Source organism: Kluyvera genomosp. 1 (genome assembly GCF_001266615.1).
GTDB lineage: Bacteria > Pseudomonadota > Gammaproteobacteria > Enterobacterales > Enterobacteriaceae > Kluyvera > Kluyvera cryocrescens_A.
On sequence record NZ_LGHZ01000029.1, the window covers coordinates 25,826 to 51,523 of the forward strand.

General features: G+C 48.7%; 23 protein-coding genes. 7 read left to right on the forward strand and 16 right to left on the reverse strand.

From position 1 onward, the window contains the following. The first annotated feature begins 6 nt into the window (after positions 1-6). Together KP80_RS16040 and KP80_RS16045 are read left to right on the forward strand one after the other, a co-directional pair. Positions 7-855 carry an AraC family transcriptional regulator gene (locus KP80_RS16040; RefSeq protein ID WP_052284650.1) on the forward strand — a complete coding sequence of 283 codons (849 nt, stop codon included), beginning with the start codon at positions 7-9 and terminating at the stop codon, positions 853-855. Positions 856-891: 36 nt separating this feature from the next. After that, positions 892-1,482 carry a LysE family translocator gene (locus tag KP80_RS16045; protein ID WP_052284651.1) on the forward strand — a complete coding sequence of 197 codons (591 nt, stop codon included), beginning with the start codon at positions 892-894 and terminating at the stop codon, positions 1,480-1,482. Here the strand turns inward: KP80_RS16045 and KP80_RS16050 are convergent. The 5 genes from KP80_RS16050 to aspA form a co-directional block, all read right to left on the reverse strand. Beyond that, positions 1,479-2,054 carry a transcriptional regulator gene (locus KP80_RS16050; RefSeq protein ID WP_052284652.1) on the reverse strand — a complete coding sequence of 192 codons (576 nt, stop codon included), beginning with the start codon at positions 2,052-2,054 and terminating at the stop codon, positions 1,479-1,481. The genes KP80_RS16045 and KP80_RS16050 overlap by 4 nt on opposite strands. 45 nt (positions 2,055-2,099) lie before the next feature. Further along, positions 2,100-3,881, reverse strand: a complete 1,782-nt coding sequence (locus KP80_RS16055) for a protein-disulfide reductase DsbD (RefSeq protein WP_052284653.1) — start codon at positions 3,879-3,881, stop codon at positions 2,100-2,102. Then, positions 3,857-4,180: a divalent cation tolerance protein CutA gene (cutA, locus tag KP80_RS16060; protein WP_052284654.1), complete on the reverse strand. Its 324-nt coding sequence runs from the start codon at positions 4,178-4,180 to the stop codon at positions 3,857-3,859. The genes KP80_RS16055 and cutA overlap by 25 nt, the downstream gene beginning before the upstream one ends. A gap of 110 nt (positions 4,181-4,290) precedes the next feature. Beyond that, the gene (locus tag KP80_RS16065) at positions 4,291-5,592 is read right to left on the reverse strand and encodes an anaerobic C4-dicarboxylate transporter (protein WP_052284655.1); all 1,302 of its coding nucleotides are present in this window, start codon (positions 5,590-5,592) and stop codon (positions 4,291-4,293) included. A 110-nt stretch (positions 5,593-5,702) separates the two neighbouring features. Further along, the gene (gene aspA / locus KP80_RS16070) at positions 5,703-7,139 is read right to left on the reverse strand and encodes an aspartate ammonia-lyase (protein ID WP_052284656.1); all 1,437 of its coding nucleotides are present in this window, start codon (positions 7,137-7,139) and stop codon (positions 5,703-5,705) included. A gap of 336 nt (positions 7,140-7,475) precedes the next feature. Between aspA and KP80_RS16075 the strand changes: the two genes are divergently transcribed. Next, the gene (locus KP80_RS16075) at positions 7,476-7,952 is read left to right on the forward strand and encodes an FxsA family protein (protein WP_052284657.1); all 477 of its coding nucleotides are present in this window, start codon (positions 7,476-7,478) and stop codon (positions 7,950-7,952) included. Positions 7,953-8,002: 50 nt separating this feature from the next. On the opposite strand, the gene yjeH is transcribed toward KP80_RS16075, so the two are convergent. Continuing rightward, positions 8,003-9,247 (reverse strand): L-methionine/branched-chain amino acid transporter, encoded by a 1,245-nt coding sequence (gene yjeH / locus KP80_RS16080; protein ID WP_052284658.1) that lies wholly within the window; start codon positions 9,245-9,247, stop codon positions 8,003-8,005. A 252-nt stretch (positions 9,248-9,499) separates the two neighbouring features. Between yjeH and KP80_RS16085 the strand changes: the two genes are divergently transcribed. From KP80_RS16085 to KP80_RS16095, 3 genes are all read left to right on the forward strand, one after another. Continuing rightward, a complete protein-coding gene (locus KP80_RS16085; protein ID WP_003855929.1) occupies positions 9,500-9,793 on the forward strand; it encodes a co-chaperone GroES in 294 nt (97 codons plus the stop codon). Positions 9,794-9,834: 41 nt separating this feature from the next. Beyond that, entirely contained in the window at positions 9,835-11,481 is a 1,647-nt protein-coding gene (gene groL, locus KP80_RS16090; protein WP_052284659.1) for a chaperonin GroEL, read from the forward strand. Between the two features lie 133 nt (positions 11,482-11,614). After that, positions 11,615-11,968 (forward strand): DUF4156 domain-containing protein, encoded by a 354-nt coding sequence (locus KP80_RS16095; RefSeq protein WP_052284660.1) that lies wholly within the window; start codon positions 11,615-11,617, stop codon positions 11,966-11,968. 44 nt (positions 11,969-12,012) lie between these two features. Here KP80_RS16095 and yjeJ (KP80_RS16100) read toward each other — a convergent pair whose 3' ends face one another. The 8 genes from yjeJ (KP80_RS16100) to KP80_RS16135 all read right to left on the reverse strand — a co-directional run bounded on the left by yjeJ (KP80_RS16100) (position 12,013) and on the right by KP80_RS16135 (position 22,054). Then, on the reverse strand, positions 12,013-12,876 hold the full coding sequence (gene yjeJ / locus KP80_RS16100) for a YjeJ family protein (RefSeq protein WP_052284661.1): 864 nt from the start codon (positions 12,874-12,876) through the stop codon (positions 12,013-12,015). A gap of 31 nt (positions 12,877-12,907) precedes the next feature. Then, entirely contained in the window at positions 12,908-15,022 is a 2,115-nt protein-coding gene (locus tag KP80_RS16105; protein WP_052284662.1) for a peptidase domain-containing ABC transporter, read from the reverse strand. Next, positions 15,015-16,301, reverse strand: a complete 1,287-nt coding sequence (locus KP80_RS16110; RefSeq protein WP_052284663.1) for an HlyD family secretion protein — start codon at positions 16,299-16,301, stop codon at positions 15,015-15,017. The genes KP80_RS16105 and KP80_RS16110 overlap by 8 nt, the downstream gene beginning before the upstream one ends. Before the next feature lie 123 nt (positions 16,302-16,424). Next, positions 16,425-16,793, reverse strand: a complete 369-nt coding sequence (locus tag KP80_RS16115; protein WP_052284664.1) for a hypothetical protein — start codon at positions 16,791-16,793, stop codon at positions 16,425-16,427. 320 nt (positions 16,794-17,113) lie between these two features. Beyond that, entirely contained in the window at positions 17,114-18,136 is a 1,023-nt protein-coding gene (locus KP80_RS16120; RefSeq protein ID WP_052284665.1) for a fimbrial protein, read from the reverse strand. A gap of 23 nt (positions 18,137-18,159) precedes the next feature. Beyond that, entirely contained in the window at positions 18,160-20,712 is a 2,553-nt protein-coding gene (locus KP80_RS16125; protein WP_052284666.1) for a fimbria/pilus outer membrane usher protein, read from the reverse strand. A 30-nt stretch (positions 20,713-20,742) separates the two neighbouring features. Continuing rightward, the gene (locus KP80_RS16130; protein ID WP_052284667.1) at positions 20,743-21,429 is read right to left on the reverse strand and encodes a molecular chaperone; all 687 of its coding nucleotides are present in this window, start codon (positions 21,427-21,429) and stop codon (positions 20,743-20,745) included. A gap of 55 nt (positions 21,430-21,484) precedes the next feature. Further along, positions 21,485-22,054: a fimbrial protein gene (locus KP80_RS16135; protein ID WP_052284668.1), complete on the reverse strand. Its 570-nt coding sequence runs from the start codon at positions 22,052-22,054 to the stop codon at positions 21,485-21,487. Between the two features lie 512 nt (positions 22,055-22,566). On the opposite strand from KP80_RS16135, the gene KP80_RS16140 reads away from it, so the two are divergent. Then, on the forward strand, positions 22,567-23,133 hold the full coding sequence (locus KP80_RS16140) for a winged helix-turn-helix domain-containing protein (RefSeq protein WP_052284669.1): 567 nt from the start codon (positions 22,567-22,569) through the stop codon (positions 23,131-23,133). 514 nt (positions 23,134-23,647) lie between these two features. On the opposite strand, the gene yjeJ (KP80_RS16145) is transcribed toward KP80_RS16140, so the two are convergent. Next, entirely contained in the window at positions 23,648-24,505 is an 858-nt protein-coding gene (gene yjeJ, locus KP80_RS16145; RefSeq protein ID WP_052284670.1) for a YjeJ family protein, read from the reverse strand. 149 nt (positions 24,506-24,654) lie between these two features. Beyond that, on the reverse strand, positions 24,655-25,683 hold the full coding sequence (gene epmB / locus KP80_RS16150) for an EF-P beta-lysylation protein EpmB (protein WP_052284671.1): 1,029 nt from the start codon (positions 25,681-25,683) through the stop codon (positions 24,655-24,657). Between the last annotated feature and the right edge of the window lie 15 nt (positions 25,684-25,698).

Here is a 25,698-nt window from a genome sequence, read left to right on the forward strand (position 1 = left end):
AGCTGAATGGCGACGAAAGACTGGCTTGAACTGCGACAGCATGCCGATACGGGCATTGAGACGATTAAAGCGCACTTTGAAGGCCATGCCTTCGACCCGCACTGGCATGACAGCTATCTGGTGGGGATCACACTGAACGGTACGCAGCAGTTCCATTGCCGCCGTGAGCGCCACCGTAGCTGTCCCGGCGATGCCTTTTTGCTGGAGCCGGGTGAGATTCATGACGGAGAGGCGCCGATTGCTGGTGGTTTCACCTATCTCACTTTTTATCTTGACGAACGCTGGCTGACTCACACGGTGCGCGGGCTGTATGACACCACGCCGGACAGCTATTCGCTGCATTTTAACCAGACGCTGACACGGGAACCGCAGCTGGTACGGGCAATTAACGAGACATTCAATACCCTACACACCGATGAGATGCGTATTGTGCAGCAGAGCAGTATGGATAACCTGCTGGCACAGCTGACCTCGCACTGCCATTGGCGGAAACGGCTGCCTTCTGCCGTCCAGTGCGCGGCGATTGCCCATCGTGCTCGGGACTATTTGCATGCGCATATGGGCGATAACATCGGACTGTCTGACTTGGCGCGGGAGACCGGTACCGACCGCTTTACGCTTACCCGCAGTTTTAAGCGCGAGTTCCATCTGGCACCGCATGCGTGGTTAATCCAGCTGCGGTTGGCGAAGGCGCGCCAGCTGCTGTCTCTGGGCGAGCAGCCGGTGGACGTGGCGGCAACCCTGGGTTTTGCTGACCAGAGCCATCTTGGCCGCTGGTTCCAGCGAGCGTATCGTATCTCGCCAGCGCATTACCGTAGGTTGTGCACAAACCTTCCAGACGTTTCCAGAAAATAGCGGCACAGTCAGGACTCCAATAATAAGGAGTTACCTGTGAATATCATGCCGTTCCTGCTGTTTGCCTTCGTTGCGTCGATTACGCCGGGGCCGACCAATATCCTCATTCTCAACAACAGTCAGCACTGCGGCATACGGGCGACCATTCCAGCGCTGGTCAGCGGCTGCGTGGCGGCGAGCGCGATTGTCCTGGTCTCCGGTGCGGGGGCGGGGGAAATGCTGCGACAATATCCGCTGGTGCGTCAGGCGATGAGCTGGGCGGGCGTGCTGTGGCTTAGCTGGATGAGCTGGCAGCTGTTCTGTGCGCCAGCGGCGAATATTGCTGGCCAGTCCCATCGCCGTTTCACTGTGAAAGCGGCAGCAATGTTGCAGGTGATAAACCCAAAAACGTGGATGATGGCGTTGGCGGTGGTGAGTTTGTTTGCGCCGAGTGGATCGCATGCGCTGCGCGAAATCGTGCTGATGGCACTGTGGTTTTTACTGATTTCGATCGCGTGTTTGATGTGTTGGGCACTATTAGGAAAGGCGGTGAACCGCGTCTTCCGCACCACCGTAGCGATGGTGCGGTTTCAGCGGCTGATGGCTCTATGCCTGCTGGTTTCCGCGTGGGCGGGAATGTTGGCTTAGGTTAACGCACCGCCCTGACGGCATTTTGCAAAGCGCAGAATGTCTTCGGCGAGGCGATGTGCGGTGTCGACATCGACCTGGCTGCGATTAACCAGCATGCGGCTCAGGCAGCCTTCCAGCACCAGTTCCATTTGCTTGGCGACCATCGCGGGATCGTCAACTTCAAGCTGGGTGAGCAGTTCGTGGCTGAAGTGGAATGCGGCCTGCTTCTGCTGGTTGGCGAGCTGGTGAATGGGGTGCTCGGCATCCGGATAGAAGGTACAGGCGGCGATAAACAGACAGCCAGGATAGCGGTTTTTAGTCACGCAGTCGGTCAGCGCAGGATAGCGGGCCAGCAGCTTCTCTTCGGCGGTCATTTCCTCGTTTAGCATCAGCTTGCGGCGCCATGTCTCAACCTGTTGGCTCAAGAAGCGCAGGGCGTCATACAGCAACGCTTCGCTGTCCGGCCAGAAACGGCGCAGTTCATCCAGCGGGCGATCCACGCGTTCGGCAACCATTTCAAGCGTGGTGCTCGCAATCCCCTCTTGCTCCAGGAGCTGTAGGGCTTCTCCCAATACGTCTTCGCGTTGCACGGTATTCTCCTCCGTTCCCGACGGCTTTCCGTCTAAAAGTGTTGTCTACGGTTGGCTTTCGCGCAAATGTGCGCGAAACGCGGCGGCATCCATAAAACCGGTCACCCGTAATACAGGCTGCTCGTTGCCATTCTCGTCAAAGAAGAGAATGGTCGGCAGGCCCAGAACTTGTAAATGCTTTAGCAGCGTAACATCCTGCGCGCTGTTGGCGGTCACGTCTGCCTGTAGCAGCACGGTATTTTGCAGCGCCTGCTGCACTTGCGGATCGCTGAAGGTGTACTTCTCAAACTCTTTACAGGCCACGCACCAGTCGGCGTAGAGGTCGAGCATCACCGGTTTACCACGAGCGTTGGCCAACGCGGCGTCCAGCGTCTCTACGTTGCTGATACGGGTGAAATTCAGGTGCGCCTGAGCCTGCGTGGCGGTAGTGCCAAATGCCCAGTCCTGCAGCGGACGTACGCTAATCAGCGCCGCCGCCAGCAGCAGGATCTGCCCGATGCGCTGCCACGGTTTTCTTAAGCCGAGGCTGGTGATAAATGCCCAGCTGAAGAACGCGACGCCAAGCATGGACCACAGTCGTAATCCCCATATGTCGCCAATAATCCGTTCCAGAAGGAACACCGGTAGCGCGAGGATCACAAAGCCAAACGTCGTTTTGACATGAGCCATCCACGGCCCGCTTTTCGGCAACAGGCGGTTGCCAAAAACGGTGACGATGATCAGCGGTAGCCCCATGCCCAACGCGTAAAGATAGAGCGTTCCGCCGCCGAACCACAGGTTACCGCTTTGGGCGATATACAGCAAAATTGCGCTCAGCGGGGCGGTGGTGCACGGCGAGCAAATAAGCCCGGCAATCGCCCCCATGGCAAATACGCCGCCCGCTGAGCCGCCCTGCTGGCGATTGCTCATGAGGGCGAGTCGGGTTTGAAGTGATGACGGCAGCTGAAGCGAGAAAACGCCAAACATCGATAATGCCAGCAGGATGAAGACCGCAGATAGGCCAATCAGCACATACGGATGCTGGAGCGCGGCCTGGAACTGCATTCCCGCAGCCGCCACTACCATCCCCAGCGCGGTGTAGGTGAGTGCCATACCCTGGACGTAAATAAAGGCCAACAGCAGCGCCCGGGCGGTAGAGAGTCGCTGTTTACCGCCGAGGACGATACCGGAGATCAGCGGATACATTGGCAAAACGCAGGGAGTGAAAGCGATGCCGATACCGATAATCAGGGCCCAGAGGGCACTGAATGGCAGGTCAGCGCTGGGATTCCCCTTCTTCCCAGAGGGGCGGGGGGGTGACGTCTGTTCGGCTTCCGCTTTGGAGATTTCCTCGTCAGGAGAAATAGCCTGTGTGGGCTTCAGCCCGATATTTTCCCCGGAGGACGGTGTTTGTACCTGTGCCACAACGGCACTGAGCGGCACGGTTTTGGTTTCCGGCGGATAGCAGAACCCAGCGTCGGCGCAGCCCTGGTAGGTTACGGTCAGCGTTGCGCCTTGCGAGGCTTCTGTGAGCTCGACCGGGACAGTCAGGCGCTGGCGATAAATTTCACTCTTGCCGTAAAACTCGTCGTTATGCCATTCGCCGTTCGGCAACTGCAGTGGCGTGATGTCGGCGTTGGCTGGAGTCACCTGAATCTGCTTACGATACAGGTAGTAGCCGTCCTTCATCTGCCAGGTTAGGCTGACATCGTGCTGATTCTGCTGAAAATCAAAGACAAATGCCTGGTCGGCAGGCACAAAATTAGAGCGGCCGGGCGCGTCAAACAGCCCGGCTGAGGCTGATGCGCTGCACAGCAGCAGGATCAGCGTAAGGAAGCGTTGAGCCATGAGAGGTAATCGGTATCTGCGTGAGTTACGGGTAAAACAAGGAGTTCGGGCGTTTGATACGGGTGGTGAGCCTTCAGGCAGTCGAGCAGCGCCTGCTGGTGGGCGAGATCGGTTTTCAGCAGCATTTGTACTTCATACTCCTGTTCCAGTTTCCCTTCCCAGTAGTACAGCGATGTTGCGCCGGGCAGCAGGGTGGCGCATGCCGCGAGTTTTTCAGCCAATACTTTCGCCGCCAGGTCCTGGGCGGTCGCTTCATCAGGAGCAGTACAGAGAACCACAACAGCGTCGGGAGTACTCATTGTCACCTCGTATCGATGAAAAGAAGCACTATAGCACGGTGAGTTAGCGGGGTTGAATGCGTCGGGCCGCAGAGCGGCCCGACTTTAACGATTTTTACAGGCTAAGGCGGTTAGAGGATCAGGCCGCCGAAGATAAAACCGAGGATCACGCATAGGGTAATAGCGATCACGCCGGGGATCAGAAACGCGTGGTTAAACACGTACTTGCCGATACGGGTAGAGCCGGTATCATCCATTTCCACCGCCGCCAGCAGCGTTGGATAGGTCGGAAGAACGAACAGCGCGGAGACCGCCGCGAAAGAGGCGATGGCGGTCAGTGGTGCCACGCCCAGCATCAGCGCGGCAGGCATCAGCGCTTTGGTGGTCGCCGCCTGGGAATAGAGCAGCGTTGCGGCAAAGAACAGGACCACCGCGAGCAGCCATGGATAGTTGTGCAGCAGGTCGCCCGCTACCGCCTGGATGTCGGCGATGTGCGCTTTCACGAAGGTATCACCCAGCCATGCGACACCCAGCACGCACACGCAGGCGCTCATACCGGATTTGAAGGTGCTGGCATTGAGAATTTCGCCGGTATCGATTTTACAGGTGATACAAATCAGCGTTGCGATAGTCAGCATGAATACCACGATGGCTTCGTTACGCGGCAGTACCGGGTTCTGAATGAGACCGACGGTGTCGCTGATTGCGGTGGCGTAGAACATCACCGCCACGATACCGATGAGGAACAACAGTACGGAGCGTTTTGCGTGTGGCTTCAGCTCGAAGACCTGGCTACCGCGCAGGCGGACTTCGCCTTTTGCCAGACGTTCCTGATACACCGGGTCGTCTTTCAACTCGCAGCCAAGGAAGTTACACACCACGGCCGTGAGCAGTACGGCAATTAATGTGACGGGAATACAGATGGCCAGTAGCGTCAGGTAGCTGACGCCCATGGGTTCGAGGATCCCGGCGAAGAACACCACTGCCGCAGAGATTGGCGAAGCGGTAATCGCAATTTGTGAGGCCACGACGGCGATAGAGAGTGGACGGGAAGGGCGAATACCCTGCTCTTTTGCCACTTCGGTAATGACGGGCAGCGTGGAGAACGCCGTATGACCGGTACCTGCCAGAATGGTCATAAACCAGGTGACCAAGGGTGCCAGGAAGGTGATATATTTCGGGTGACGGCGGAGCATGCGCTCTGCCAGGCTGACCAGGTAATCCATTCCGCCAGCGACCTGCATCGCGGCAATGGCAGCGATAACCGCCATGATGATTTCGATAACATCAAAGGGGATCGCGCCGGGTTGTATCTGGAAGATAAGCGTTAATACCAAAACGCCTAAGCCACCGGCAAAACCGATGCCTATTCCTCCGAGCCTTGCCCCCAAATAGATGGCAAGAAGCACAATGACCAGTTCTGCTCCAAACATATTAGCCTTCCTTGTTTACCAGATTGATATGTAATTGTTGTGTTTTCGTGAATTATAGAAACAAAAAAGGCATGTCATCATGACATGCCTCGTTGATTTAGCCTGAAATACTACTGTTCGCTTTCATCAGTGTATCGCTTAGCTTTGTAAGCCGGATGCATCAGGTTTTGTGGGGAGAAGATATCGTCCAGCTCCGCTTCCGTCAGCAGCCCGCGTTCCAGTACCACTTCACGTACACTTTTCCCTGTTTCGGCACAGATTTTACCGACGATATCGCCGTTGTGGTGGCCGATGAACGGGTTCAGGTAGGTGACGATACCAATGGAGTTATACACGTAGCTTTCACACACTGCTTTGTTAGCGGTGATGCCGTCAACGCATTTTTCTAACAGGTTGTAGCACGCGTTTGTCAGGATGTGGACCGACTCAAACAGCGCCTGGCCGATAACCGGTTCCATGACGTTCAGCTGCAGCTGTCCCGCTTCGGAAGCCATGGTGACCGTCGTGTCGTTGCCGATAACTTTGAAGCACACCTGGTTTACCACTTCTGGAACAACCGGGTTCACTTTCGCCGGCATGATAGACGAGCCAGCCTGCAGTTCTGGCAGGTTGATCTCGTTCAGACCCGCGCGTGGTCCGGAGGAGAGCAGGCGAAGGTCATTACAGATCTTCGACATTTTCACCGCCAGGCGCTTCAGCGAGCTGTGCACCATTACGTAGGCGCCGCAGTCAGACGTCGCTTCGATCAGGTCTTCCGCTGGAACAACGGCCAGGTTACTGACTTCAGCCAGTTTCTGCACCGCCAACTGCTGGTAGCCATCCGGAGTGTTCAGACGCGTGCCGATTGCTGTTGCGCCGAGGTTAACCTCCAGCAGCAGTTCTGCAGTGCGCAGCAGGTTTTTAGTTTCTTCATTAAGTAGAACGCTGAAAGCGTGGAATTCCTGACCGAGGGTCATCGGTACAGCGTCCTGAAGCTGGGTGCGGCCCATTTTCAGCACATCCTGGAATTCGACGGCTTTACGCTGGAAACCTTCGCCCAATTGATGGATAGCATCAATCAGTTTCAGAATAGAGGTGTAGACCGCGATGCGGAAACCGGTTGGGTAAGCATCGTTGGTGGACTGGCACTTGTTGACGTGGTCGTTCGGATTAAGGAACTGGTACTCACCTTTCTGGTGGCCCATTAGTTCCAGACCAATGTTGGCCAGTACTTCGTTGGTGTTCATGTTCACGGAGGTACCCGCGCCGCCCTGGTAGACGTCGACTGGGAACTGATCCATGCATTTGCCGTTATTCAGGACTTCATCACATGCAGCAATAATGGCGTTGGCAACGCCTTTCGGAATGGTTTGCAGCTCTTTGTTCGCCATTGCCGCGGCTTTCTTCACCATGACCATCCCACGAACAAACTCAGGGATATCGCTGATTTTACTGTTGCTGATGTAAAAGTTTTCAATCGCTCTCAGAGTATGAACGCCGTAGTAAGCGTCAGCAGGAACTTCCCTGGTACCCAACAGATCTTCTTCGATACGAATGTTGTTTAGCATGTGAACCTTCTTTTTGCGAGCTGCCAATGATTTCACCAAGTACGCAGGATTTTTGAATTCATGCGCTTTTCTTACCGCAGATTATTTCCTTAATCGGCCCGGTGTCCATGATCATATGCTGATGATAGCGGATTGCAGTTATCTGGATCACTTATTATCTGGTGAACCCGATAAGAATTATTGATTTGTGAAATGAATCACCGCTTGACGATTGTTGACAAAATTATCCATCTGAGTTGATTGAAAAGCAGCGATCCACCACCATTTAAATCTAGTGCAGAATCATGAATCGCTGCAGGCGCGTTTTACGCGTTGTTTACCTCACAGGAGATGCCAGTGCGCTGGATACCGTTAATCGCAATATTTCTCTATGTTTACATCGAGATATCTATTTTTATCCAGGTCGCCCATGTGTTTGGCGTCCTGATGACATTGATTTTGGTTATTTTTACTTCGGTTATCGGCATGTCGCTGGTGCGTAACCAGGGCTTCAAAAACCTGATGCTGATGCAGGAAAAAATGCAGGCGGGTGAAAGCCCGGCGGCGGAGATGATCAAAAGCGTATCGCTGATCCTTGCCGGTTTGCTGCTGCTGCTGCCAGGGTTCTTTACCGATTTCCTCGGTTTGATACTGTTGCTGCCCCCGGTTCAGAAGCATCTGACCGTCAAGCTGATGCCTTATCTGCATTTTAATCGTATGCCGGGTGGCGGTTTCGCGGGCGGGACGACGAGTGGGCAGACCTTTGACGGGGAATATCAGCGCAAGGACGAGCGTCCTGACCAAATTGACCACAAAGACGATAATCGCCCGTAATCGTTTTATCACGATGAAAAAGCCGGATAGCTATCCGGCTTTTTTTGTTTTTACGCTGTGACAATGCGCCGCTTGGGCAGCAGCCACCACAGCATAAACAGCATCACGATGGCATACAGACTCTTCCAGCCCACCATCGCCAGCAGCATGACACACAGCGCTACGCCAATGACCGACAGCATCCGGAAACGCCCGGTGAGCAGTTTGCAGCCCGCCAGCATGCACAACAGATAAATCATAATGAAGATGCCGTTGGCATAGATGATCAGCGCATCAAGATTGATATTGAGCCAATAGCTCGCCAGCGTGCTGACCATACAACTACCAATCACTACGTTCAGCGCATTGCGCGGTACGTGATTAGGCGATAGACGCGCCAGATAGCTGCTGGGTGTATATTGCGCCTGCGACCAAACCAGCCGGGCAAAGCTTTGGATATAAATATTGGTGCTGGCAAAGCAGGCGAGAAAACCGATGACGCTTGCTACCCACAGAGCTTTGACGCCGAATAGCTGCACGACGATAGTGGGCAGCGACGCCGCTGCGGTATTCGCCGCGCCATAGGCATGAAAACGCAGCACCAAAACGGTACAGGCCCAGTAAACTGCGCCAGCCAGCAGCAGACCGATAATGAGAGCCCGTGGGAAATCGCGTTCAGGGTTGCGGAACTCTGAGGCCATATGAGCGAAGGCCTCAAGGCCAACAAAGCACCAGAACATCACCGATAACGCGGCAAACAGCTGTGAATGGTCGATGTCAGTGAGCGTCGGGAAAGGAATTTCTTTCAGCGAGATATCGCCGTAAACCCAAATGGTGGCCAACAGCGCGACAATCATAATGGCAACCAGCGTCTGAATATTGGCGCTGGAGCTAGCGCCACGTGAGCCCAGCCACCAGATGATGCCTAATGTGGCGACTTCTACCATCAGCAGTTGCCAGCCATGCCAGCCGAATAGCGACTGAGTGAAACCGGAGGCAATATGCAAGGCGGCGGGTAGGCCAACGGGGATGACGGAGAGAAAGAGCCAGCCGGTGACGCGCGCCAATCGCGGGCCAAACGCCATTTCAACAAAGTGGGCGACGCCGCCAGCACTGGGGAAATGTCGGCCGAGCAGGGCGAACACAATCGCAACTGGAAACACCAATACAATCAATGCAGGCCATGCCCACAGGCTGTTGTTTCCAGACACTAGCGCGCCCAGTGCCGGTACGGCAAAAACGCCGGTGCCCAGCAGCGACGTCGATAGTAATCCGATTCCCTGAGCTAAGCTCAGCTCCTGTTTGAGTTCCGCCATACCCTTCGTCCACACCCTTGAAAAAGAGCGTAATTTTACCACATCAGTGAGGGAGATAGCCCCGCGCCATTGTGCTGTAGTCAGTCCGTATTTCAGTGATTTATCGTGATTGCGCAGGTGTAGAAAATTTTTTTTAGGTTTCCCCCTTGAAGGGCTAGAGAACACCCCCATCTCTCTGGCACTAGCCGGAAAACCGTGTACGGCCCGGCGTCATCCATAACTGATAATGACTTTCTCAAAGGAGAGCTATCAATGAGTATTCGTCCGCTACATGATCGTGTGATCGTCAAACGTAAAGAAGTTGAAACCAAATCTGCTGGCGGCATCGTCCTGACCGGTTCTGCGGCAGCTAAATCAACTCGTGGCGAAATCATCGCTGTCGGTAAAGGCCGCATTCTGGAAAACGGAACTGTGCAGCCGCTGGACGTTAAAGTTGGTGACATCGTGATTTTCAACGACGGCTACGGCGTGAAATCTGAGAAGATCGACAATGAAGAAGTGTTGATCATGTCTGAAAGCGACATCCTGGCAATTGTTGAAGCGTAATTTTTACGCACGAAACTGTACGAATTTGAGGAATTAAGAACATGGCAGCTAAAGACGTAAAATTCGGTAACGACGCTCGTGTGAAAATGCTGCGCGGCGTTAACGTACTGGCAGACGCAGTTAAAGTAACCCTGGGCCCTAAAGGCCGTAACGTGGTTCTGGATAAATCTTTCGGCGCACCAACCATCACTAAAGATGGTGTTTCCGTAGCACGTGAAATCGAACTGGAAGACAAGTTCGAAAACATGGGCGCGCAGATGGTGAAAGAAGTTGCTTCTAAAGCGAACGATGCTGCAGGCGACGGTACCACCACCGCAACCGTGCTGGCTCAGGCGATCATCACTGAAGGTCTGAAAGCCGTTGCTGCGGGCATGAACCCAATGGATCTGAAACGTGGTATCGACAAAGCTGTCGCTTCCGCCGTTGAAGAACTGAAAGCGCTGTCCGTACCTTGCTCTGACTCTAAAGCTATCGCTCAGGTTGGTACCATCTCTGCTAACTCCGACGAAACCGTGGGTAAATTGATCGCTGAAGCGATGGATAAAGTTGGTAAAGAAGGCGTTATCACCGTTGAAGACGGCACTGGCCTGGAAGACGAACTGGATGTGGTTGAAGGTATGCAGTTCGACCGTGGCTACCTGTCCCCATACTTCATCAACAAACCAGAAACCGGTGCTGTTGAGCTGGAAAGCCCATTCATCCTGCTGGCTGACAAGAAAATCTCCAACATCCGCGAAATGCTGCCAGTTTTGGAAGCCGTTGCGAAAGCAGGCAAACCACTGCTGATCATCGCGGAAGATGTTGAAGGCGAAGCGCTGGCTACCCTGGTGGTTAACACCATGCGTGGCATCGTGAAAGTGGCTGCGGTTAAAGCACCTGGCTTCGGCGACCGTCGTAAAGCTATGCTGCAGGACATCGCAACTCTGACCGGCGGTACTGTTATCTCTGAAGAGATCGGTATGGAGCTGGAAAAAGCGACCCTGGAAGATATGGGCCAGGCAAAACGCGTTGTGATCAACAAAGACACCACCACCATCATCGATGGCGTGGGTGAAGAAACTGCGATTCAGGGCCGCGTTGCTCAGATCCGTAAGCAGATTGAAGAAGCAACGTCTGACTACGACCGTGAAAAACTGCAGGAACGCGTAGCGAAACTGGCTGGCGGCGTTGCAGTTATCAAAGTTGGTGCAGCGACCGAAGTTGAAATGAAAGAGAAAAAAGCACGCGTTGACGATGCTCTGCACGCGACCCGTGCTGCGGTTGAAGAAGGCGTGGTTGCCGGTGGTGGTGTTGCGCTGATTCGCGTAGCGTCCAAACTGGGTGACCTGCGTGGTCAGAATGAAGACCAGAACGTGGGTATCAAAGTTGCGCTGCGCGCAATGGAAGCTCCACTGCGTCAGATCGTTCTGAACTGCGGCGAAGAGCCTTCAGTAGTGGCTAACACCGTGAAAGCGGGCGACGGCAACTACGGTTACAACGCAGCAACCGAAGAATACGGCAACATGATCGACATGGGTATCCTGGACCCAACTAAAGTGACCCGTTCTGCTCTGCAGTACGCCGCTTCCGTTGCTGGCCTGATGATCACCACCGAATGCATGGTGACCGACCTGCCTAAAGGCGACGCTCCTGATTTAGGCGCAGCTGGTGGCATGGGTGGCATGGGCGGTATGGGCGGCATGATGTAATCGTGCGCTATACCCCATAGCATCAAGAAACCCCCGAACAGAAATGTTCGGGGGTTTTTCTTTTGGTCATCTTTTTAGTATAAGGTTTACACACGGACGACATGCGTCCAGCTCATTGATTATGGGGAATAACATGCAGGTAAAATTTTTAGCAGGGATTGTCGGCGCAACGTTGTTATTGGCTGGCTGTAGCTCTACGACGGAGCTAACCGCGGGTGGCCAGAATGTCCGCTTTGTGGAAGATAAACCCGGTGCTGAATGCCAGTTGATGGGGACTGCAACGGGGACTCAGGGTAACTGGCTTTCTGGCCAGCAAGGCGCGGAAGGTGGCTCCATGCGTGGGGCTGCGAACGCGCTGCGTAATCATGCGGCTGAGCTGGGTGGTAACGTGATTTATGGTGTAAGCAGCCCGACCCAAGGCGTGCTGTCTAGCTTCGTTCCTACCGATAGCGAAATGAACGGCCAGGTTTATAAGTGCCCGAACTGATATACCGAGCCTCCCTCTGTGAAAATGGAGAGAGGCTTAACGGCTCAGGCATTCAAAGAGGCCTGCGTATCGAGATAAAAGGCATGTAATGACCTCAGACATTCTTCCCGCGTGAGAATTTTTTCAGGTTGGGGGGATATGACGCGGCTAAAAATTTGGCAAGCCCGTTTATCATCTCGTGTAGCCTGAAGCATTGGATACTTCTCCAGAGTATGCATCACAATATTATTCTCCTCCTCCGAAGGATGCTCTGCGCTCGTTCTGATTATCGCGCCAGAAAGTATTTTTTCCCCTTCTGCTGTGCTAAAGCAAAATAAGATTGCAAGATGATGGGTAAATAGCCGTTGTTTCCAATCATCCTGTGGATACTGCTGATAATTCATGGGGGCGCTATTACTCAGACTAGAGGTATAAAGCATCAGGTGGTTCACCGTTGAAGCACAATATTGAATAAGCTCTGTTTCGCCGCCATGAATTAATGCCTGCTGGATGGCCACGATCAGCGGTCCTGCCAACATATCGTCAATATACAAAAGTGCAATCATGTCATTCTGCAACGTTGCGATAAGGGTTGAGATGGATTCGCCTGGCTTTAGCATAAGTGACATTACCCGTCTTTCAGGGTTGGGCTGTTGCAGTTCCTCTGTCTCTATTTTAGGTGTATGACTAACCAATGCTTCAGAGTAGGCGCGGAGGTTTTTCCCATATATCTCCCCTTCAAAAATGAGACGTTTTGCGACAATGGCCATACGATTACGCAAAATCATCAGTAGTGAGGTTAATTCAGGAACCTGAAGATAGTAATGCTGATATCGACCGTCTGATTGCTGAGTTTTTATGAGTAAAGCTAAGAAGCGGTTCTCATATTTAATAACTGCTGTATTGATACCTTTAATCGTATTTTGCATAGGATTTTCCTTTCCAGATTTGATGTTCAGTCTACATCGAGTGGTTTTGTGATAGGTCGATGATGCGATCGGCCGAAGCAATGGTTGATGGCCTATGCGCAACGATAATTCGGGTGATACTTAGGCTCGAAATTGAGCGATTGATAGCCGATTCATTATTCAGGTCTAAATGGCTGGTGGCCTCATCCATAAAAATAATGCTGGGTTTACGGTAAAGAGCACGGGCAATTAAAATTCGTTGCTTCTGCCCTCCAGAAATACCAAGGCCAAGTTCACCCACGATGGTTTCATATCCCATCGGCATTTTTATAATCTCATCATGGATATTACAATGTTTGGCGCATTCAATGACCCATTCCATTTTTACGTTATCATCAAAACCGCTAATGTTTTCAATCAACGACCCTGAGAACAGGCGATCTTCCTGAAGTACGCACGATATTCCCTGCCGGTAATTGTTTAAGCCTATTTTTTGAATGTCGAGATTATCCGCAAGTACATCTCCTTGTGTCGGTGACAATAGGCCACACATAATTTTTAGAAGCGTTGTTTTTCCCACGCCAGATGGCCCGATTAACGCAACCGATTCACCAGGCGCTATGTTGAGGTTCAAGTTTGAAATAATGGGTTGTGAAAAAGGATCGTATTGGTAGCTAAGATTTTTGATCTCAAGCCGAGCGCCTGTGTCTTCAGAAAATACGCGGCGTGGGGGCAGTGATTTTTCCGGTTCGCTGAACACTATTTCTGAAAGACGTTCATTATGTAACGACAGCATTCTCAGCTGCATACAAAGATCGATAAGGCTGGACGCTCGCTGAGAAAACTGACCGCGATAGGCATTAAATGCCATAAACATACCCAGCGTCATATTGTTATCGATGACCATAATTGCGCCAAGCCACAGTATGACTACTTGATCGATTGACGTAATGAGGGTGTTTATACCGCCAAACAGCATATCAAATCGTGTTTGTTTAATACCGGCATTACAGGCGTCAATATTGAGATTTAGCCAGTGCTGAGAGCGACGTTCTTGAAGATTGAGCGCTTTGATTGTTGCAATACCATACAGTGACTCCATAAAGTGAGAACCGGAACGCGCTCCTTTCACGACCTGCTCTTCAGCAACGCGGCGGTAAAAACGATAAGTCAGCAATCGCATTAGTGCATAGCAAAAGGTAAAGCCAACCACGACCCATACTAACCAGCCGCCGTACAGTGTGAGCATGATAAGCAGCCCGACAGTCATGATTGAGTCCATAATCCCGGTTACGATGCTGCTTGTGAAAGTCGAGCGAATCGTATCTAGTGATGAAAAACGGGATTGAATATCGCCGAGGTGCCTTTTTTCAAAGAATGACAAGGGCAGGTTGGTTAGGTGGTCAAATAATGATGTTTTCCATTGAATATTGGTCAGCGTATTTAGCGTCAATGAAGTCCATGATCGTAACATGCTGATAAATGTTCGGAATAATGTAAAAAAAACGAGCCCTATACAAATAATCGATAATAAATTTTGATCGTGAGCCATGATGACGTGGTCGGTAACCAATTGAGTCCCCACTGGCAGTAGCAAACCGATTGCCTCGATCACGATGGAATAAGCAAAAATTTTAAGCAGTACAGACTTTAAACCGACAATATTGTTCATCAGGTCTAATAGGCGTAGCCGAGATTTGACCTTTTTTTGTTGAAAGTTTTGATCTGGCCAGAGCTCTAAAGCGATGCCGGTAAAATGGTTAGACATCTCCTGTAGGCCAATGATGCGTTTGCCTAATGATGGATCATGAATGATAAAGCTGGATTTACCGATCTTAGTCAGCACGACATAGTGGTTCATTTCCCAATGGATAATACAGGGAAGCTTCAACTGCTTGATTTCATCCAGATCTAAAGTTAGCGCACGGCTCTTTAAACCTACCTGCCCGGCTGTCTGGCTTAGCGATAGTAGGCTTGAACCTTGCGAAGGGCTACCGTAATGGTGGCGGAAATTAAATAGATCGATATGCTGACCATAAAAACTGCAGATCATTGCCAGACAGGCAATGCCACATTCTGTTGCTTCGGATTGCAATATTACAGGGGTCTTTTTCCGCAGCGAAAAATCAATCTTAGATAAGATATTAGAATATAAATGGTTAGTCATCGAGAGGCCCGCTTATACTTTGGGTTATTTTATAAAAAGGAGTGAATATCCACATATAAAGAGGTCGTTTTTCAAGAAATATAATGGCCTGAGCTTTGAGTCCATCGGAGAGACTGAGTTTTTTGCCGTTATATTCAAACTCCTTATTTTTTATTTTTATTATTGCTTTATAAAGGGCTAACTCTTGCTGAGTCGTTCCATTGTTAACGTTAGTGTATTCAGACAGCTCCTGGCGTGATGCAGGCATGGATGAAATTGACATTACCTGACCTGGAAATTGACCAAATTTATCTGCTGGAAATGCATCATAGCGAATGTTGATTGTGTCACCTGATTTTACATAAGGAATGGCATTGTTTGGTAACCAAATAATCAGGTAATACTCGATATTTCCAGATGGCTTTATTTGTGCAAGACTACTCCCATTATCAACCATTTGCCCCTTGGTTACCGACAACGAATCGATACGACCCTCGGTCATTGCTTTTATTATCAAATTGCCGCTTGCATTTGATTCAACGAGTTGATTTCTGTAATCATTAGTCTGGTTGTTTTGGTTTAATATTTGATTATCGAAGTCAGCGGCTTTAGTAATTTTGTCACTATTGAGCTGAGTTAGCTGAGATTCAAGTTGCATTTTTTGACTCACCAACGACTGATAAGCGCTTTGTTGCTGGAAGTAAAGTGAGTGCTGGTAGTTATATTGATCTTTGGTGATATAACCCTTTTTTAGGTAACCATCATAGCTTGACAGGTTGTCATGCATTTTTTTCAAACCGAGCAGAGTGTTGTTCAGCATTCGGTTGGTTTCTTTCAATGATTCAGCAGCGGTTTTCAGTTGAGCCTCGATGGCACTAACGGTTTCATTTTTATTTCGGGTCAGCTTTTCAATGATTCCCTGTGAGTTGGTTATTTTTTCGTTGATGACGCCGATTTGTGTGACACTGACGTTACCGCTGGAAGTACTTCTCGATACATCAATTTCATACAGCGGTGAGTCTTTTTTGACTAAGTCGCCAATTTTTACAAATTGATTAACAACTGAGCCCTGTTGAGGGGCGAAAACGTTGATGGAGTGCGGCAGCGTAATAACCTCGCCACGGACATCAATTCGTTGGGTGAAAGTACAGAAAGTCATTGTTGTTATCAGTATGATTAAAAACAACATTGAGAGTAACAGTATTATCCACGCGGGAAGGCCAGCCAAAAGCAGTGCTTTTCCCTTCCAGTGGTTATTTTTGTATTCAACCGCTTCCTTGCGATAAATATTATTCAACATTATGTGTTACTTTTGGTTTCGTTTAGAAAGATAGTGAGTTATTAATTTTAGTGTCATCTGGTATTATTGGCATTATAAAAGGTCCGCATTGCGGACCTTTATATTTAAAACCAAATTATAGTATTAGGCCCAAGGAGTGAAGGTGCCGTCTATTGCCCCTTCGATGAAGTCTGTCGCATAATTATATACGTCATCAAAGCCCGCCAACCCGCCAGCGACTCCACCAATTACGGCGCCCGCTGCGAGACCATAAAGCATACCAACCCCTTGACCGATTGACCCCACGCCAAGAATACCACCGCCATCGCCGCCATGAGCACCGCCAATAACAGTGCCAATAGCTGCACCAGCTGCTGCACCACCTACAATACCTGCAACTGCGGAAATACCGTTAGTTACCACGGAGGTAACTGCATTGCTGACAGAAGAGAAATTCCAGGTATAGCGGCCACCGGAGATTGCATCCATTTCCATTACAGATAATTCTTTCATGTTTATTCCTTTAATTAATAACTCTGATTTTAAATTACCGTTACTACGATTAGTCGTAACCGGCGAAGGAAAGGTATCGGTGGTTAGGATTGCTATCAACTGAATTAACGTGAATTATTGATGAATTCATTATCCATTATAGCGACTGACGATATTTATGATTGAATCCAATGAGTGTTATTTTAGGAGGTATATAAAAACGATTTATATCCTGGATACAGGTTTTAGTTTTAGGGAATATGGAATTTTATGGATGATGATAAAAATAATGCAGGTAGTATTAAACTACCTGCATCGGATTCATTACTGCCATATTGATGTTATTGTTCCTGTATTACAACCTGCAATGCAGCCTTAACATTGCCTAAGGTTACTTCTGCTGCATTGTCACTGGAACGATAGTAATCAGCTGTGAAGTCAAACGACTGTGAAGATTTAACGTTAGCAATTTGATATTCATCTGCATTGTAGAATTCAACCGGACTGTTAGCGCGCTTGATAATGATGCCGACTTTTTGAGCTGCCCCCGTTCCTGTAAGCTGGTTGTCCATGATGCCATTGCCGGATGCGCTTGCGCCACTTACAGGGTTAAACCAGTAGTTTACCGTTGTGCCAAGTGATTCTTGCGGACAGTTAAGGTTCATGGTGATGGTTTTTTGTGATGGCGTGATCCCGCCACGAGAAACTGACATCAAATTATCTTTACTGATGCTTTTCAACTTTATTTGACTGGAACCAGCAACTGATACATCGCAAGACGTATTCTTATAATTCAAATTAGATAACTTTATGGTGGCTTGGTATAGCAATCGATCGTTAGGTTTAGGGTTCGTTTGTAGATTACCTGCGGAGAAGCTGATTACGGGATTGATGCTCGTACCATTGGTATCAATGGTTGGTTTGGTTTTGATCAGCCACACGGTGATGAATTCATAGTTCTTTCCTCCCATGGTGCTTTCAACGGGCACAACCGTAGAGCCGACGACTGCTGGCACCAATGAACCATTCTTGCTAAGCAGAAGATCCGAAACCTGATAACCAATGCCATCAATACCGGTCTCGTATACCGGCTTACCCTGAAGCCCGGTAACTCCGGCAACGGCTGCCGATGTTGAATCAATAATATACTGGTCATTCATCGTCTTACTGCAGGTAAAGGTTTTGTAGGTTCCGGTACCCAATTTCTTGGAATAGAGCACAGCCCCCACAGGAATAGAGGGATCTAATGCAATACGTGGCGAAATAGTTAATACCTGACGCTGGATGCTACCAGAGTATGTACATTCTGCCATTGCTTCGCCTGCGCAGAATAGCATCATTATCAGGATAAATAGTTTGTTCATTAATTATCGTCCTTGTCTAAATATCAACGACATATGGCTGACGTCTGGCTAATTCTGACCTGCTGGCCATTCCGCTCAGGGAGAGTGAAGTTGGCATTGCAACGTTGATTAGGCCCATCCCCCCATTGCACATTCAGCACTCCGGTTTGTTGTAGCCCTGCCAGGTAGACCATTCCCGCATCGCTGACGATTCCCGTCTGCGCCTGAACGTTGTTTTTCAAGGAGACCATGGCGCCATAAGGAATATCTTTTCCATCTGCTGTTTTGAGGTAAATGAAAGCACGCTGCCCAATATTGCCGCTGTAGCTGGCACGAACAATTGCGCCGTGAGTGGGTACAACTGACTGGGTTGTCTGAGGCAATTCCATATCATCACCCAGACTGGTGCTGTCCAGCGTAATGTCGGTAGCTCGGTACGGAGTAACGTAAGGCACGATGGCATAACCGCGATAGTCTGTTGCAATCGTCGCATCGCTAGTTAACTTAACGTCATCCAGACCTGGTGCCTGAATGAGCACTGCGGCATCGGTGATTTGTTGCCCAAATGTGAGGCCGTTGGCGTGGGCAACGATACTTCCATCGACGCCATAGTCGATGCGTTGGCTGTCGTGGTTATAGCTGTATCCGGCGTTAGCGCTACCATGAGAAGTGGTATACGTTGCTCGAAGATCTCCACTGTTGTAAGACCTGTTGCTATAACCCTCCTGTACGCTCCAGTCGAGACTGTCATTTTCCCCGCCGACGCCACCAACGGTGACATATTGATCGGTTGCCCCTGGACTGCTGTTAGTGATCTGGTAACTTGCATAGGAGCCTGGAAGCCAGTTGCTGAATGGAATAGTAACGGTCAGCGTTACCCTCTGATCGTCCTGTGCATCTTTATCTGAGCTGTTGGCATTCCATGTATAGCGGTTATAGCTATAGCCAATGTAATAGTTGATGCCTTTCCAGCCGCCGTTGTAGCCGACGTTGATAGAGCGGTTGGTCCGCTGATCGTCCCAATAATCTTCGATTAATCCGCTAATTGAGATACTACCCAAAGATTTTCCGAGGCTTTGGTTTACAGTTAGGTTCGTGCGATTACGCAGGGAGTGAGGTGATGAGTAATTGGCATCCGAGGTGTATGTATCCAGCACTTCGGATAGGGTATGGAAGCCGCTGGTTGAATAACGATAACCGGCAATGGTGACGTTGGTTCCCGTTTCCAGAATGTTTTTACCATATCGGATACGCCAGGATTGCCCAGATGTTTTATCTTTATCCTGTTCTTTCGACCAAGCCTGAGTTAGGTCGGCAGAAGCGGCGCCGTAGTCGCCTAAGCTGTATCCCAAGCCTCCAGTCAGAGCCTGGTATTTGGACGCGGCCTGAATCCCCCCGTATGCAGTGGTATTAGTCGACAAGCCATAGGTTAATGTGGCCTGCGTAAATGGCGTATTGTCGATATCATTGTCATAAGGCCGGTATTTACCTGAGGTAATTTCATACTGGAATTGACCTTCTCTGACCATCACAGGAAGTGTGGCAAACGGTACGACAAAACTCTGTGTTGAACCATCTGACTCTTCAACTGTTACATACAGGTCCCCACTTCCGCCGCTAGGGTACATATCGGTAATTTCAAAGGCTCCGGGTGCTACGTAGGTCTGATAAACCTGATAGCCGTTTTGTTTGATCACGACTCGAGCGTTGGTTTTGGCTATCCCACGGATAATTGGTGCATAACCGCGCATGCTTTCTGGCAACATTGTGGTGTCGGTTGCAACCTGTAGGCCAGTAAATGGAACACTGTCAAATATCGATGATAATGATGAGCTTTCACCGACGACGATGTTGCTATTTATCTCCATCAAGCTGCGCTGCATATAGAGATAGACTGAGTCCCAGTCGCCTGCGTCGCTATTGCTTTTATTCCAGGTGCTTAGATTTCTTATACGCCATGGGCCAAGATTGAGACCTGACTGTAAGTTAAGACTGTAATATTCTTCGTCACTTTGATAATCCTCAGAACCACTGAACTGATAGTTGAGGATCATGGCATTAATACCATCATCGTATTTATCCGGAGGAATATAACCCTGAGCAGTCGTAAACATTGCGGCTTGCGGAATGGAAATATCCAGCCGTTGTGATGAAAAATCAAAGAGTGTACTGGCCTCTGGAATCACTGTCAGATTAGAACAGCCACGTTTATCTTCGATCAGGTTCGGAAATGCTTTAACTTTGACACCGTATTCAGATAATGCGCTGAGGCTAAAGCAAGGCGTGAGTTTTACCGTATTGGTATTTTCAGTGGTAACATTGCTATCATTAGTGACAAAACGGACATTTTTGGTTTCAAGATAGCGACCATTAAAAACGATATCTACACGATAGTCGCCAGGCGCCTGGGTGTTTGTACCCTGGTAAACGGATAAGTCAGGGATGTTAGTTGCATCACCGCCATTTGAGGCGTTGATGAATGAAGGGTCGAAAAAATCGCGGGCCTGCGCTTTGTTATTTAAACCAAATAGCAATGCTGGAAGCATTGCCATAAATAACTTGGGTGATCTGCAAAGGCTCTTATTTTTATTGTGCATAAACACATCCCTTTATAATGCATTGTTTTATTACAGTGATGATGAATATAGTGACCCAGCACCGCCGAAATCATTCATTATCTTCCATGAGACACTGGAACCAGTGACGTTTGTTTTTAGTTTTACGTCTTTTGAGGTCAGTGGAGGAATGGAATTGATTTCATTTTTTATCTCCTTACCACCGATGGTTACCGAATTAAAGTAGTAGAAAAATGGTGTTGGATTATTGATGGTTAGCTTACTGCCATTTTTACGCCAGCTGATTTTTTTAGATTCATTATTGATGGATAGGCTCGATAATGATTTAGGTCTATAGATCAAACGCATCCGATGACGTACTGCGAGCTGTATAGTATTGTTTTCAGCATAGGTATCATCTGCTGGAGGAATTGCCATTATGTTAAAGTAATAGGTCGACTCACGATCTGTTGGTGCACTTATATTTCCGGTTGAAAATATACGCACAGTGTTTTTTTGCTTACCTTCTAATCTGAATAAAGGTGGTGTGGCCATGAATGCAGGAGTGGTTCCTTTAGGTGTTTCAATCCATGACTTAATCAGGTAGGGGATTTCATCTTTATTCTCTATTTGTGCGGAAATTTCTCGGTCACCTTCTTTATAGAGATAACGAGTCGATTCAATAACAATACCTGCGCGCACAGTAGCACTTAGGAATAGAGATAAAATAATAGCGCTATAGAGTAATTTTCTGAGCATATCCATTTCTCAAAAGATAATAAGGGCCTGTTATCATAACCAGGCCCTCAGTAAATTAGACGGTGTAATCAATGGTGAAAGTAGCTACACCTTTGACCTGACCTTCGGTGATTGGATCAACGGCGTTAAGCTTCACATAGCCAGCCATATAGTTCAGGTGGGTGACCTCACCAGGGGTATAGGACTCGCTCATAGGGGTGGAACCATCGAATACAACGCGAGTTGCATCAGAAGCCTTCTGGATACCAATACCGATGCCGCTAGCTGGATCATCTGCGGTGTTATCAAGAATATCGGAGCTTGCGCTGGTCGTACCGGTTACGTTAACGGTCAGACCGCTTACGTTGCTTTCATCGGGGCTGCCGACGGCACAGTCTTTAACATCAAAACCGAATTTTGCAGTTTTAAACAGCGTGTTTACTGCTTTGCCGTTTGCTTCTGCAGTCGTGACGGTCGTTAAACGCACGATGCCGTTGTTCAGCGTACCTGTTGGGGTGATCACGCAGGAGGTTTTTGAGTCAGTAACTTCACCCAGGATAGTTACTTCAGACGTATTTGTTGCCATTGCCTGTGCACTGACGATTGCAGAAGCCGCGACCATTACAGCTACAATTGTTTTTTTCATTTACTTAATCCATTTGTAAATACTCAAGTCCTGAATCGATACCTGGTTCGATGGTTAATTAGTTGTGTTAATTAATAATTAGCACATCGATTTTCTAACTATCCGGGCACCGCCATTTTTCTCCTGCCTCAAGCTGACTGTATAACCGTTTTGGGGGCTACATTGGCTCAATGACCTGGAGCGATGACAATCTTAGTTGGCGAGGAAAAAAATGCATGTGAATTGTTTCTGAATTTAAAAATGGGTCGGTGAGATTTGAGAATTCACTACTATCTAAGTAATCGTTTAATTTTTGATAAGGCGAAGGGTAGCGAGAAAATCTGACTTTCACTTGCGGGAAATATCATGTTAACCTTGCCTTTGCTACGGCGATGTCGCCATGTATTTATGCCTTAAACAATCTATGAATTATCCAGTCTTATAGGGTTGTAAGACTGCTTTATGATTTATGAAGTTAAACTTGAATTTAATTCATCGTTATTTCATGAAACTAATGAGGACGGGGAAGGATTATGGTATTCAATCAATATATTATTAATGATGAAGTTATTTTTGATGCAAATATGAATATGTTGCAGCCTCTTGGGAAAAGCGGTGAGGGCGTGAGTTTAAATGCACCAACCGCGCGTTGCCTGCAGCTGCTGCTGGAAAGTAGCGATCGGGTTATATCTCGTGAGGAATTTTTAGATTCAGTTTGGAAAACAAGAGGCATTGTTGTTTCTCAAAACACATTTTACCAAAACATATCGTTGCTTAGAAAGTCTCTGGTTAAAGCCGGTTTATCGCAGGATATTATTATTACGGTTAGGCAACGTGGATTTGTGATTTCCTCCGGCGCACATATTTCTTTGTTTTTTAGAAATGATGAAGTAGAACCTGATGGTGAAGTTAATAATAAGGTGATGAATTCATCTTCACCAGTAGAGTATCCAGAGAAACAGAAGCGTGATTTACCTGCAGAGAAGAATGTAAGTGAAAATATCAACGACAGAAAAATAGTGACATTTATGCTGCCGAAATGGATATTGCCACTTTTTCTGGCTATGCTGGTTGCAAACATCCTTTCATTATTTCTATAAATAATAAATAGCGGCTTTTCTATATTTTATATTTATAGGATATCATTATACAATGACATGGGCATATTGGCTGTATTTTGCTTGTTCGTTACTGCCTTTTGATACTCCAAATCCATAAAAGACAACTGCTGTCTGCCTGGTCTGTGCCCGGCAGACGAATGATTAGTTGCATGCCGGAATTTGATATTTTTCTTGAGCTAAAAAAGAGGCTTATGCTCTCGTTATTCTCTGTGGTTCACCCTCTTAAGATCTATCAGGTGTCAGCATTATCCATATTGAGGTGTAAGAGTGATTGTCTGAACTCATTTGTACTGGCTGGGGTAAAGGCTAAGTGTAGGCATGGTGAATATCATATGGAGGTTTAAGGGCAATGAACGTAAGGCAATTGATAATATGATTGGTTGGAATGGGCTAGCTGAACTACGGCTAAACCCATTTATGCAGCATGACAAATGACTCAATTTCTACATCTTTTGGTCGATTTAAGCACTGGAACCAGACTGCTGGCTCGTATTCAATCCTGTGCTTTCGCTGCGCTCTGCTGTAGCTGATAAAGTGCCTGCATACAGGCATCAGGAGTGAAGGTTTTGTTTTTCTCTGACGACAGCGCTCTGACAAATACCTGGCACGGCGCACCGGAAAGTTTTTTTAGTCGTGGGCTGATATCCAGAAGACGACGGGAGGTCTCCTCAACCTCTTTTGAACCCGGTTTACTCCGCGTTTTAATCAACGTTCCGCAAAACTGTTCTTTCCCTTCGACATCGGTATAGCGGTAGAGCACAGCCAGATGGTGGACAAACAGATTACGCTTCCACGCTGGATGGTCATAAGCATCGTATTCCAGATTGCCGCCGTCGCGGTAATCCACATCGTAAAGCGGCAGGAAGTCCATTACTGATGCTAGACGTGAAGTCAGTTCGCGCAATTCAGCAGTGTTCACCGCGTGGATCATCACGGTAACCAGTAATTCCATCTGCAGCAGGTCAACCGCTAATTCAACCGTTTTCCCTGACTGTAATTTTAGAGAGAAGGTCATGGAGTCAGCATCGTGTTGCGTGAGAGACAGAACATTGACGCGCTGGTTGATATCCGCCTGCTCCAGCTCCTGTTGTTGAATCGCCGGGATATTCTGATGCATTTTCTGCACCGCTTTGTCGCGCAGTTTTTCATACTGGCGACGTTTTTCAGCATTCAGCTGCGGAAGTTGAGACAGTCGAGATTCCAACGCGATCAGCAGATCTTTTAGAGCGAGAACTGGTAGGAAGAATAGTGACTCTTGATTACGTGGTGACTTCACTTTCAGCGCTAGCGCAATAAAGTTTTTATCCTGGCGGATAACGCCGGCATTAATACCTATCATTATGATCGACAAACGGTTCTCCTTAACCATTTCCCAGTTAATGTATAGATTAACTTGTTGATATGGTTTGTTTTTTATGTTGTTTAGATACCTAAAATAACATAGTCAATCATGATGTCCAGAGAATATAGACAGGCTTACACCTATCTATATTCATGGTATTAGCGTTGGCGTAGTTGAAGATCCAGCGGCGTTTTACTTGGCTCACCACCAATCTCACGTGCCAGTTTCGGCACCATATAACCTGATACTAGCGTGAGTAGTTCGCGCACAATTTCACGCGCTTCCTCATCGCTGATGAGGAAATGAGCGGCGCCTTGCACTTTATCCAGCACATGTAGGTAATAAGGCATCACGCCGGCATCAAATAGCGCGTTGCTGAGATCGGCCAGCGTTTGTGCGTTGTCGTTAACACCACGTAGTAAAACGCTTTGATTAAGCAACGTTACGCCTGCCCGGCGTAGATTTGCCATGGCAGTTCGGAACTCAACGCCGATTTCGTTGGCGTGGTTAATATGGTTCACCAACAGGATCTGCAGTGACGAACGCTCAAAGCGGGTGACCAGGGTATCGGTAATGCGTACAGGGATAACGATTGGCAAGCGGCTGTGGATACGCAGGCGTTTGATATGCGGAATAGACTCAAGCTGGGTGAGCAGCCAGTCTAGCTCGTGATCTTTTGCCATCAGGGGATCGCCGCCGGAGAAAATAATTTCATCCAGCTCTGGGTGTGCACTCACATAGTCGAGAGCGGCCTGCCAGTTGCGCTTATTGCCCTGATTATCGGCATACGGGAAGTGGCGACGGAAGCAATAACGGCAATTTACCGCACAGCCGCCTTTTACCAGCAATAATGCTCGATTACGGTATTTGTGCAGTAGCCCCGGAACCACGCTGTGCTGTTCTTCCAGTGGGTCGGTAGAAAATCCTGGCGCGGCTATGAACTCTTCTTGCGAGGTAAGTACCTGACGTAAAAGTGGATCGTTAGGATTGCCTTTTTCCATTCGTGCCACGAACGCGCGTGGAACGCGCAGGGCAAAAAGGCGCTTAGCCTCACGGCCAGCGAGCAAATTTTCATCAGCGTCTATATTCAGAAGACGTAATAGTTCATCCGGATCGGTGAGAACATCGGCAAGTTGCATCAACCAATCTTCTCTGGATGGGGTATTTAGGGTTACAATATGCGCCATTTTGTGGCTTAGCTA